The 11939-nt window shown below is 54.1% G+C and carries 12 protein-coding genes; 10 read left to right on the forward strand and 2 right to left on the reverse strand.

The annotated features are described in order from the left end of the window. Positions 1 to 6 precede the first annotated feature (6 nt). The gene (locus KK062_RS13990; protein WP_254084925.1) at positions 7 to 933 is read right to left on the reverse strand and encodes a homoserine kinase; all 927 of its coding nucleotides are present in this window, start codon (positions 931 to 933) and stop codon (positions 7 to 9) included. A gap of 42 nt (positions 934 to 975) precedes the next feature. Further along, positions 976 to 3423 carry a bifunctional aspartate kinase/homoserine dehydrogenase I gene (gene thrA, locus KK062_RS13995; protein WP_254084926.1) on the reverse strand — a complete coding sequence of 816 codons (2448 nt, stop codon included), beginning with the start codon at positions 3421 to 3423 and terminating at the stop codon, positions 976 to 978. A 442-nt stretch (positions 3424 to 3865) separates the two neighbouring features. Between thrA and KK062_RS14000 the strand changes: the two genes are divergently transcribed. From KK062_RS14000 to truB, 10 genes are all read left to right on the forward strand, one after another. Then, on the forward strand, positions 3866 to 4399 hold the full coding sequence (locus KK062_RS14000; protein WP_254084927.1) for an acyl-CoA thioesterase: 534 nt from the start codon (positions 3866 to 3868) through the stop codon (positions 4397 to 4399). A gap of 6 nt (positions 4400 to 4405) precedes the next feature. Continuing rightward, on the forward strand, positions 4406 to 4792 hold the full coding sequence (locus tag KK062_RS14005) for a hypothetical protein (RefSeq protein ID WP_254084928.1): 387 nt from the start codon (positions 4406 to 4408) through the stop codon (positions 4790 to 4792). 196 nt (positions 4793 to 4988) lie between these two features. Further along, positions 4989 to 7181: a sodium-translocating pyrophosphatase gene (locus tag KK062_RS14010; protein WP_254084929.1), complete on the forward strand. Its 2193-nt coding sequence runs from the start codon at positions 4989 to 4991 to the stop codon at positions 7179 to 7181. An 83-nt stretch (positions 7182 to 7264) separates the two neighbouring features. Next, positions 7265 to 7699 (forward strand): DUF2147 domain-containing protein, encoded by a 435-nt coding sequence (locus tag KK062_RS14015; protein WP_254084930.1) that lies wholly within the window; start codon positions 7265 to 7267, stop codon positions 7697 to 7699. A gap of 95 nt (positions 7700 to 7794) precedes the next feature. Then, positions 7795 to 8334 carry an RNA polymerase sigma factor gene (locus tag KK062_RS14020; RefSeq protein ID WP_254084931.1) on the forward strand — a complete coding sequence of 180 codons (540 nt, stop codon included), beginning with the start codon at positions 7795 to 7797 and terminating at the stop codon, positions 8332 to 8334. A gap of 4 nt (positions 8335 to 8338) precedes the next feature. Next, positions 8339 to 9241: a RodZ family helix-turn-helix domain-containing protein gene (locus KK062_RS14025; protein WP_254084932.1), complete on the forward strand. Its 903-nt coding sequence runs from the start codon at positions 8339 to 8341 to the stop codon at positions 9239 to 9241. A 130-nt stretch (positions 9242 to 9371) separates the two neighbouring features. Further along, a complete protein-coding gene (locus KK062_RS14030) occupies positions 9372 to 10250 on the forward strand; it encodes a cell division protein FtsX (protein WP_254084933.1) in 879 nt (292 codons plus the stop codon). A gap of 13 nt (positions 10251 to 10263) precedes the next feature. After that, positions 10264 to 10467: a DUF3098 domain-containing protein gene (locus KK062_RS14035; RefSeq protein ID WP_254084934.1), complete on the forward strand. Its 204-nt coding sequence runs from the start codon at positions 10264 to 10266 to the stop codon at positions 10465 to 10467. Positions 10468 to 10485: 18 nt separating this feature from the next. After that, entirely contained in the window at positions 10486 to 11277 is a 792-nt protein-coding gene (locus tag KK062_RS14040) for an undecaprenyl-diphosphate phosphatase (RefSeq protein ID WP_254084935.1), read from the forward strand. Further along, positions 11277 to 11933 (forward strand): tRNA pseudouridine(55) synthase TruB, encoded by a 657-nt coding sequence (truB, locus tag KK062_RS14045; protein ID WP_254084936.1) that lies wholly within the window; start codon positions 11277 to 11279, stop codon positions 11931 to 11933. The genes KK062_RS14040 and truB overlap by 1 nt, the downstream gene beginning before the upstream one ends. Positions 11934 to 11939: the final 6 nt, after the last annotated feature.

Below are 11939 nucleotides of genomic sequence, written 5' to 3' on the forward strand. Positions count from 1 at the left end.
TATGGCTTATAGGATTTTGGCGCCGGCGTTGTTGATCTCCGACACAAATACATCACTCTTCAGTTTCAAGTCGGTGAATTGAGCCTGCATAGCCTCCCCCACCCGTTGTGCCGTAGCCGCGTCGGTTGACAATGCAAAGATGGTGGGGCCGGAGCCCGAGATACCACAGCCCAATGCACCGGCTTTTACGGCCTCTTCCTTGATGCGGTCAAAGCCTGGTATCAACACGGAACGAATCGGTTCGGCCACCACGTCTTTCAAGGATCGGCCGATCAATCCAAAGTCCGGTTTCATCAATCCCACTACCAGGCCGGCGATATTACCCCATTGCGTGATCGCATCTTTTATCGGTATCGTAGCCTTTAACACGCGGCGCGAGTCTTCGGTCTTTAGCTCCAGGTGTGGATGCACCAGGGTGCAGAATAAACCCGCTGGTGTGGGAATGCTCGTCACATCCAATGGGTCATACCCGCGGATCAATACAAAGCCCCCCAACAGCGAAGGTGCCACGTTGTCGGCATGTGCCGAACCACAGGCAATACGCTCCGACTCCATGGCGAACGGCAGCAGCTCTTTACGCGAGAGCGGTTCGCCGTGCAGGTGGTTAATGGCCACGAGGGCAGCCACCGAGCTGGCAGCGCTGGACCCCATGCCACTGCCGAGTGCCAGGTGTTTATACAAGGTGATCTCTGCACCCTGCTCGCTTTTGATGGCTTTTAAGAATTCGATGACGGCCACGCCCGACGTGTTGCGCGATGCGTCCAACGGAAGGCGACCGTCGTCACCGACGATCTCGCGAATGACCACGCCCGGCTTGTCGGTCAGGGTCACTACGACCTCGTCGGCAGGCGAGGCTACAGCAAAGCCGAATATATCGAAGCCACACGAAACGTTTGCTACCGTTGCAGGGGCTGATGCTCTTACAGATTTCATGAATGCGATGTTTATTGTTATACGCTATCGTTCGTTGTATAATTAGCGAGCATAGTGGCCGATGCGGATCACGTCGGCAAATACACCCGCGGCCGTTACCGCGGCACCGGCACCCGGGCCACGAATTACCATGGGGCGCTCGTGGTAACGCTCTGTTGTCAACAAGATAATATTATCGCTGCCCGATAAGGAGTAGAACGGATGCTGATCGTTTACGGTACCAAGCGATACCGCCACCTTGCCGTCCTTCAATATGGCCATGTAGCGCAGCTTCTCCTGGCGACCGGTGGCATCGGCCAACAGTTTCTCAAATGCACTATCGTGTTTCTCCAATGCTGTAAAGAATGCGTCGACGGAAGTCTGCTCGCGGCAGTCAGCCGGTACCAGGTTCTCGACGGTAATGTCGCTCAGCTCGTACGGCAGGCCCGCCTCGCGGGAGAGGATCAGGATCTTGCGGGCTACATCCATGCCGCTGAGGTCGTCGCGCGGATCAGGCTCGGTATATCCTTTCGCTTTGGCTTCTTTCACTACCTCGCTGAATTTCTTACCGGCGGAATACGAGCTGAAGATAAAGTTCAGCGTACCGCTCAGCACGCCCTCGATGCTGATGACTTTGTCGCCGCTCAGGAGTAAGTCATTCAATGTATTGATTACCGGCAGACCGGCCCCCACGTTGGTTTCATACAGGAACTTCACGCCGCGGCGGAAGGCGGTACGTTTCAGCAACTGGTATTTTTCAAGCGAACCGGAGTTGGCTTTCTTGTTGGGTGTTACGACTGAGATGCTGGCCGACAGGATCGCTTCGTAGAACGAGGTCACTTCTTCGCTCGAAGTACAATCTACAAAGATGCTGTTGGGCAGGTTGAGCGATACCATGCGCTCTACAAACTGCTCCATGTGCATGGCTTCACCCGTTGCTTCGTTTTCGTCCAGACAAGTAGCCGGGGGCAATCCCGCTTCCTGGAAAAGCATCTTACGGCTGTTCGCAACGGCTATAATGTTTACTTCGAGTAAATTCTCTTTTGCCAGTTTGTCAAATTGCTCCTGCACCATGTTGATCAGGGCTTTGCCGATCAGGCCCGTGCCCACGAGGAATACGTTGAGCAGCTTGCGATCCGACAGGAAGAATGCTTCGTGCAAGGCGTTCAGCGCCTTCGCGACGTCAGCTTGCCGCACGACGGCAGAGATATTGCGCTCCGAAGAGCCTTGTGCTATGGCCATGACGTTCACACCATTTTTACCGAGCGCGCTAAACATGCGCCCGCTGGTACCCGGACTTTGTTTCATATTGTCGCCGACGACCGCGATGATCGAGAGGTCAGTCTCTAGGTGTACTTCGTCTATTTCTTCGTTGCGTATTTCGTATTGGAATTCCTTTTCGATGGCCGATTTGGCCTGACGGGTATACTGGCTTTCGATCGCGAGGCATATCGAGTGCTCGGACGACGCCTGGCTGATCAGGATCACGTTGACCCGCTCGCGGGCCAGTGTAGCAAACAATCGGGCCGAAGCGCCCACCACCCCCAGCAAACCACTGCCCTGAACGCTGAGCAGGCTGATGGCGTTCATGGACGAAATACCTTTGATCACTTTGCCGTTCTTCGACTCGGAATGGATAACAGTACCCTGGAATGTCGGGTTGAATGTGTTCTTGATCCAGATGGGAATGCGGTTGACCATGGCCGGCTGCATGGTCGCCGGAAAGATGACTTTTGCACCAAAGTGCGATAATTCCATCGCTTCTTCATAGCTCATCTGCGGCACCGTGAATGCCTTTTTCACGAGGCGTGGGTCGGCTGTCATCATGCCGTCTACGTCCGTCCAGATCTCGAGGTCTGATGCCTGCAAGGCGCCGGCGAAGATGGCCGCGGTATAATCCGAGCCACTGCGGCCGAGCGTGGTCGTTTCGCCGGTTTCGCTGGTGCCGATAAACCCGGTAATGATCTGCAGCGCCTGCTGACGGCTGAAGTGCTCGCGTATCTGTGTGTTGGTGGTGTCGAAGTCTACTTTGGCGTAACCAAAGTTAGCGTCTGTGCGCACGACGCGGCGCGTGTCGAGAAACTCCGCCGCGACACCGCTGTCTTTGAATGCTTCGGCAATGATATAGGCCGACAGGCGCTCGCCAAAGCTCATGATATAGTCGAGGGTGCGGGGGGTGCGTTCTTTCACAAGGTATACGCCGTGGAGCACGTCCTCCAGCTCGTTGACTGTAAACTTGACTTGTGCCAGGATGCTGCTTTGTTTTTGCACGCCTACCAGTGCGCGTACGGCATCGAGGTGGCGGCGTTCAATTTCAGCAAGGGTAGTTTTATATTCCAGGTTGCCTTCGAGGGCCAACCGGCTGATTTGGATCAATACGTCGGTGACACCGCCAAAGGCGGAAAATACGACGGCAACGTCTTCGCGCAGGTACGGCTTGACGATCTCTATGACCGACTGTATCCGCGCAGGGGTGGCAACCGATGAGCCACCGAACTTCAATATTTTCATGACAAAGTGTTTTCTGGTTGTTGAGGTGATTGTTTTTCCGATTACGCGTAGCACTTCCTGGAGGTGGACGTAATCCTAATGGGGGCGGAGGTATACATGCATACGGGTTACCCCGTAATGATGGTAATGGTAATAATGGTGGTAATAATCGTTGTTACAACGGTAGCCATGGCGATAGAAGCTTCTGTGAAAAAGCTTCCGGGGGAAAGTATATATGGTTTCGCCGGTGTCATTTGATATCCCGAAATAATGAAACCCTTGCCTTGTTTCCTACAGAAAATTGATGATTTTTGCACGAACTAACGGTTATTAGCGCATTGCAATCGTATGCAACGAGTCTGGTAAAAACATTACCCTAAAAAACACGGGTATCTTTCCTTAAAACATCTCACGATAAATCCAACTACTGGAACTTGCCGGTGCCGGCAGCGATCTTTTCACCATGAGCGAAACACGAAAAACTAAATTCCCGCGCGAGTCTTTTGTCAGCATGACAGAGCTTGTTCTGCCAAACGACACGAACACCTTCAACAACCTGATGGGCGGACGGCTCATGCATTGGATGGACATCGTTTCGGCCATCGCCGCACAGAAGCATTCCAACCGCCATGTGGTCACGGCATCGGTCGACAACATCTCGTTCAAGCATCCCATTCGCCTGGGCAACGTGGTGACGCTGCGCGCGCGCGTGACACGCGCATTCCAATCGTCGATGGAAGTGCGCATCGATGTCGATGCCGAAGATATACCGGCTGCGCACAAGTTTGAAAGTAATGCTGCCTATTTTACCTTTGTGGCGCTCGACAACGAAGGAAAGCCCACCGACGTACCTGCGGTTGTAGCCGAAACGCCGGAAGAAGCCGAATACTACGAAGGAGCGCTGCGCCGCCGCCAGCTGCGCCTCATCCTGGCAGGAAGAATGAAACCTTCTGAAGCCGCCGAGCTACGATCCATCTTCGACATCAAAGAATCCTAAGAACGCATGAGCCAGGCAGCCTCCATCGAAACATATCTCTACCAGGAAGACCTCTATAGCCTCCCACCACGTGTGCTGGTCATCGTGTCAGACCCGTGGGAGAAACTGACGGAGGCTGAGCAAACGACGCTGACGAAGATGATCACGGCACTGCGGCTCAATATCGCCACGGTACAGATCATTACGCGCACGGCCTTTACCGTGGCTGACCTGGCGGCCTATGCGCCCACGAGGGTGATTGCGCTGGGCGCTACGTTGCAGGGCTCCAATCGCCTGTACGAGAGTTTTACGCATGACGGTCTGCCTGTTGTCGTGGCCGATGCCCTGCCGCGCCTGGACGACCTCAAGAAGAAAAACCTCTGGCTCGCCCTGCGACAGATGTTCGGCGTCTGATCGCACGACACATCCTCCTCCGGATATTTCCGGAGTGTGTTAAATGGCACATCTTCCCCCCTTCCCGTTTCGGGAACAACCGATTGTATTGATCATTTGGCAGATTCGGGCTGATTCCTATCTTTGCCATCCTTAGTATAAAGCCATCTGGTGTGCCGGGTGGCTTTTATGTATCAATCAGATTTTTAACACCAATATGAACAGTATTTTACTTCTCATCCCGCTGCTGGGAATTGTCGGCCTGATCGTCATGGCCATTAAGTCCGCCTGGGTAACCAAACAAGACGCCGGCGACGCAAAAATGCAGGAGCTTGCCGGATACATCGCACAAGGCGCCATGGCGTTCCTCCGTGCCGAGTGGAAGGTATTGACCTACTTCGCGGTGATCGCCGCCCTGCTGCTGGCCTGGTCCGGCACGCTGGTGCCCGACTCCAGCCCGCTCATTGCCGTTTCCTTTCTGATCGGTGCCGTGCTTTCAGCCTTCGCGGGCTACATCGGCATGAAGATCGCCACCAAAGCCAACGTGCGCACGACACAAGCCGCGCGCACCAGCCTGGCCCATGCCCTGAAGGTGTCGTTTACAGGCGGCTCTGTCATGGGTATTGGTGTGGCCGGTCTCGCCATCCTTGGCCTGGGAGGTCTGTTCATCGTATTGTATAACATGTACGTGCCCGAAGGCGCCGCCATCACGGGCCCCGGAATGAAGAAGGCTATCGAAGTGCTCGCGGGCTTCTCGCTGGGTGCTGAGTCGATCGCGCTCTTCGCCCGTGTGGGTGGTGGTATCTATACCAAGGCTGCCGACGTAGGCGCCGACCTCGTCGGTAAAGTAGAAGCCGGCATTCCCGAAGACGACGTGCGCAACCCTGCGACGATTGCCGACAACGTAGGTGATAACGTAGGCGACGTAGCCGGTATGGGCGCCGATCTTTTCGGTTCCTATGTTGCCACGATCCTCGCCACCATGGTGCTGGGTCAGGAGATCGATGCTTCGGCGGATAAGTTCGGCGGCCTCTCTCCTATCCTGCTGCCGATGGTGATCGCCGGCCTGGGCCTGATCTTCTCGATCGTGGCCACCTGGTTCGTCCGCATCAAAAAAGAAACTGACAGCGTGCAGACCGCGCTGAACATTGGCAACTGGTCATCCATTATCATGACCGCCATCGCTTCGTTCTTCGCGGTGAAGTACCTGCTGCCAGAAACCATGGTTCACCGCGGTGTGACGTTCACCTCCAACGACGTGTTCATTGCCATCATCATTGGTCTTGTCGTGGGCACGCTGATGAGCGTCATCACCGAGTATTATACCGCCATGGGCAAGCGCCCGGTATTGTCAATCATTAAACAATCCGCTACGGGCCACGCGACCAACATTATTGGTGGTTTGGCGGTTGGCATGGAATCTACCGTGCTGCCCATCTTTGTACTGGCAGGCGGTATCATGGGTTCATACGCTTTTGCAGGTCTCTACGGTGTGGCCATTGCCGCGGCCGGTATGATGGCGACAACGGCCATGCAGCTCGCGATCGATGCCTTTGGTCCGATTGCGGACAACGCAGGAGGCATTGCGGAAATGAGCCAGCTGCCCGAAGAAGTACGTCACCGTACAGACAACCTCGACGCGGTAGGAAACACCACTGCCGCTACGGGCAAAGGCTTTGCCATTGCTTCTGCTGCTCTTACCTCGCTGGCGCTCTTTGCTGCCTTCGTGGGCATTTCTGGCATTTCTTCCATCGACATCTATAAAGCGCCGGTGCTGGCGGGCCTGTTTGTGGGCGGTATGATTCCGTTCATCTTTTCGTCGCTGGCTATCGCGGCCGTGGGCCGTGCCGCCATGGACATGGTGAACGAAGTACGCCGTCAGTTCCGTGAGATACCCGGCATCATGGAATACAAGGCCAAGCCTGAATACGAAAAATGCGTGGCCATTTCGACGGCGGCGTCGATCCGCGAGATGATTGCTCCCGGTGCCATCGCGCTGCTAGCCCCCGTGATCGTAGGCTTCACGTTTGGCCCGGAAGTATTGGGCGGCCTGCTCGCCGGTGTAACCGTGTCGGGTGTACTGATGGGCATGTTCCAATCTAACGCCGGTGGCGCATGGGACAACGCCAAGAAGTCCTTTGAAAAAGGCGTGGAGATCAACGGCCAGATGTATTACAAAAAATCGGAGCCGCATAAAGCGTCTGTAACAGGCGACACGGTGGGTGACCCCTTCAAAGACACGTCCGGTCCGTCGATGAACATCCTGATCAAGCTGACGTCGATCGTGGCACTGATTATCGCCCCGCACATTGCGCACAAAGACCATACGGCAGCGGCCCAGGCGGCCCAGGCAAAGGCTAAGACCGAAGTGGTTTCTGCCGTCGTGGCGCCCGAAAAAAGCGCTCAGTAACGGCAAAAAACGCCATCAAATTTAGGGGAAGCCTCGGGAATGCCGGGGCTTTTTCTATTTTTGACGGGTAAAACTATCCGCTTATGCCTCTCCGGATTTTGACATGGACGTTGCTCTTGTGGGCACACATCGGCCTGGCCCAGGAAGAGCCTGTGCTGGGAAAATGGAAGACGATCGATGACAACACCGGCAAAGAGCGGTCGGTCGTGGAGCTCTACGAGCGCGACGGCAAAGTCTACGGTAAGATTATCAAGCTTGTCCGCGCCCCTGAAGATGACCCGGACCCGGTCTGTGACGAGTGCCCGGAAGACGACCCCCGCTATAAGAAGAAGATCGTTGGTATGGAAATTATGCAGGACATGGTCAAATCGGATAGCGAGTATACCGACGGCAAGATCCTCGACCCTGAAAGCGGCAAGATATATGGCTGTAAGATCTGGCTGGATGGCGATGACTTAAAGGTCCGCGGATATTGGGGCCCATTTTATCGAACCCAAACCTGGAATAGGGTGCATTAACCTCTTTAGAGAGCCCATTCGCCGGAAAATTCACAAAAAGACAACCTCAGAGGTTACAACCCCGCTAAACGATGGTATACAGGTCGAGCTCAAACATGGACGAAAAAGAGATTTTCGAGCGCATTTGCAAAGGCGACGAGAAAGCTCTCGAGTTCCTGTACAAGAAGTACTACCGGATGATGACCAAGCTCGTCATCACCAACAGTGGAACAGAAGAAGAGGCCCGCGATGTTTACCAGGACGCCCTGATCGTCTTCTGGCAAAAGGCCACCTCCGGTAACCTGGTCATGACCTCCAAGATCAGTACCTATATCTACAGCATCTGTCAGAATCTGTGGAGAAAAGAGCTGGATAGAAAAAAACGGCTCTCGAATGAAGAAAAAGACACGGCTGTGTCGTTAGATACAGAGACGGCCGAACGTGATAGAATAATTTTACGCTGCATCGAGCAATTAGGGGAAACCTGCAAGAAAGTGCTGATGTATTATTACTTCGACGAGATGTCGATGCAAGAGATTGCCGACAAGCTGGGATTCGCCAACACCGATACCGCCAAAACGAAGAAGTACAAGTGTAAAATGAAATTGGATGAACTTGTGAAAGCTCAGTACTCTGAGCAGGACTTTTTGGATTAGAACTATGGCACTGGAAAGAGATTTGGAATTATTAGACCGCTACATTGCGAATGGACTGAAGGGTGAGGAGAAGGCGGCTTTCGAACAACAGTTGAACGCCGATCCTGAATTGAGCCGTGAGTACACGTTGCAACAAAGCATTGCCGAAGGTATTCGCCAGGCCCGCCGGGTCCAGCTGAAGGCCATGTTGAACGCTATACCGGTTCCCGCTGCTACCGGCGGCGAGGCTGTATTGGCAAAAACGCTGACAGGCTTGCTGGTGGCCGGCGCGATTGGCGCAGGTGTATACCTGTACCTGAAGCCGGGCAACGACAGCACCGCTACTGTACAACAAGAGTCACCCGTGACGGAAACACAACCCGAGTCGGTTGTGACGCCTGACACGGCACCGGCGACGGAAACACCGGCTGCCCCGACGGCGGAGCAACACGAGACGGTGACTGCCCCTGCTCCTACCGAGCAGGCTCCGGCAACCAATAAAACGGCTCGTCCCAAAGACACCGCCGCCGCTGTGCCGCAAGAGCCGGCCATGGCCAAGCCGAATGTCACTGTGTTTGACCCGAGCGAAGAAGCCGGCAACACTGCGCCGCACGAAGATGGCTCACTGCGTGAATCTTCGAACGAGCCGAAGAATGGCAAATCGAAGATCGAGGTTCGCACCGACAACAATAACAAGAAATATACCTTCCACTACCAGTTTAAGGAAGGTAAGCTCTACCTCTACGGCTCGTTCGAAAAGAACCTGTACGAGATCATGGAGTTCTTTAGCGACAACAAACGCACGGTATTCCTGTTCTACAAAGAGAGCTACTACCTGCTGAACGAAGAATCTGAGAAGATCCGGCCGCTGACGCCCATTAGCGACCCGGTGTTGCTCAAGAAGCTGACTGACTACCGCGGCAAATAGCGGCAGCCGGTACCGCCGAACGCTTTACGAACAAGGCCCGCCTCCCGCGGGCCTTATTTTTTTACAAGTCCCCCGGACCCCGCAGAAACTACGGTATTTCGTATTTTCTCATAACTTTGGGGCTTACAGCATGGAGAAAGCAACAAGAAAGAAGAAATTGGGCGGCTATCCTGCCGTCGGTGTGGTGTTCAGCATCACGCTGGCCCTCTTTGCCCTGGGCCTGTTTGGCACCCTCATGATCTACTCCCAGGAATTCGGGAAGATGGTGCGCGAAAACCTCAATGTAAAAGTATACCTCAAAAGCACGCTGACCGAAAACCAGCGCGGCCAGCTGGAAAAGATCCTGCTCGGAAAAGAATATGTCGCCTCGGGTGAAACCGCACTGAAATACATCTCCAAGGAGGAGGCCGAAAAAGACCTCGTCGCCCAGATCGGCGACTATAAAGAGATTCTTGGCGAGAACCCCTTAAAGGATGCTTTCATCGTGGGCATCAAGCCCGGGTTTCAGGACACGACCAACCTGAAAAAAATCAAGGCCGACCTGGAGACCGTCAACGGTATCCTGGAAGCAACCTACGAAAAGCACCTGTTTGACGCGGTCAATACAAATTTCTTCAACATCTCGATCGTCCTGATTGTGATTGCCGTCATCATGCTGGTGATAACCTTCCTGCTCGTCAGCAATACCTTGCGCATTGCTTTGTTCTCGCAGCGTTTCCTGATTCGCAGCATGCAGCTCGTGGGCGCCAAGCGCTGGTTTATTCAGCGGCCTTTCCTGTTCCGCGCGGCGGGCTACGGTCTTCTGGCCGGTGCGTTGACCAGCGCATTGCTGTGGGCGCTGTCGGACTACTCGCAGAAAAAACTTCCGGATATTATGCTGGTGCATAACCAGCGGCACTTCTTGTTCTTGCTGGCATTGCTGCTTGGCATTGGCATGGTCGTCGCTGTTGTCAGCACATTCTTTTCGATCCACCGGTACCTGAAAATGTCCTTAGACGAACTATACTGATAAACCAACCGTCATGCAAAGCAAACTTCCTTTTGGAAAAAAGAACTATCAATGGATGATCATCGGCGTCGTAACGCTTTTAGTAGGCTTCATCCTCATGGCCCTCGATAAGAGCCAACACGGGTTCGGCTTCCTGGGTCTGACATTGGGCCCGATCGTTGTGATGGCCGGATTCATTATGGAGATCTACGCCATTCTTCATAAACCTACCGAATAGTCTCCCCTTACTTCGTCCATGTCTATCCTGCAAGCAATCATCCTCGCCATCATCGAAGGCGTTACGGAGTTCCTGCCGATATCGTCTACCGGCCACATGATCATCGGTTCGTCGCTGATGGGCATTGGGTCCGATCCTTTTGTTAAAATGTTTACGGTGGCCATTCAGCTGGGCGCAATCCTCTCGGTCATTGTACTGTATTGGAAACGGTTCTTTCAGTCGCTTGATTTTTACTACAAGCTGGTGGTTGCATTCGTACCCGTAGCCGTCGTCGGGTTGTTGGTCGAAGACTATATCGACGCCCTGCTGGAGCGTGTGGACGTGGTAGGCTATACGTTACTGATCGGCGGAATCTTCTTTTTGTTTGTCGACAAGCTTTTTAAGAATAACGAAAACAGTAACAAGGAGATTGATTACCCGACAGCCTTTAAAGTTGGAGCTTTCCAGCTCTTCGGGCTCATCCCCGGCATGTCGCGCTCGGCTGCTACCATCATCGGCGGCATGGCCCAGAAGCTGAACAAAAAGACCGCGGCGGAATTTTCCTTCTTCCTGGCCGTACCGACCATGGCGGGAGCCACCGGGCTGAAAATGCTGAAATACTTCCTGGAGGGCAACACCTTTGGCTCGCACGAAATCACCTTACTGGCCGTCGGCAACGTCGTAGCCTTTATCGTGGCCATCGTGGCCATCAAATCCTTCATCAGTTTCCTGACGCGCTACGGCTTTAAGCTGTTCGGGTATTACCGCATCGTGCTGGGCATCCTCATCCTGGTGCTGTATTACCTCAACGTAGGCCTTACTATTATTTAATGGAAACCGCTCCCGAAAGCGAGGGCCGCGTACTGCTCGTCAACAAGCCCCTGGAATGGACTTCGTTTGACGTGGTCAACAAGCTACGCTATAAGCTCAAGATGAAAAAGATCGGCCATGCCGGCACGCTCGACCCCCTGGCTACCGGCCTGCTCATTATCTGCACCGGCAAAATGACCAAGAAGATCGAAGAGTTCATGGGCCAGGAAAAAGAATATACCGGCCGCTTCATCCTTGGTCAGACCACGCCTTCCTATGATCTCGAAACCGAGGTAAGCGAGGCCAAAGATATTTCCCACATCACGCCCGATATGATTCGCGCGGCCGCGGCCAAACAGCAAGGCCGCATACAGCAACTGCCGCCCGCGCATTCCGCCATTCGCATTGGCGGCAAGCGCGCCTATGAATTTGCCCGCCAGGGAAAAGATGTCGTACTGACACCGCGCGAGGTGGAAGTCAGTACGTTTGAAATTACGGCGGTGAACTTGCCCGAAGTATCGTTCCGCATTGTTTGCTCGAAGGGCACCTACATTCGCAGCATCGCGCGCGACCTGGGCGAAGCCCTCGGCGTTGGCGCTTACATGGCCGAGCTGTGCCGCACCCGCATTGGGAAATATACGCTCGAAAACGCCCTGTATATTGACGAAATACAGTAGGTTTGC

Origin of the sequence: Dawidia cretensis (assembly GCF_018598175.1) — a bacterium.
Classification (GTDB): Bacteria; Bacteroidota; Bacteroidia; order Cytophagales; family Cyclobacteriaceae; genus Ohtaekwangia; species Ohtaekwangia cretensis.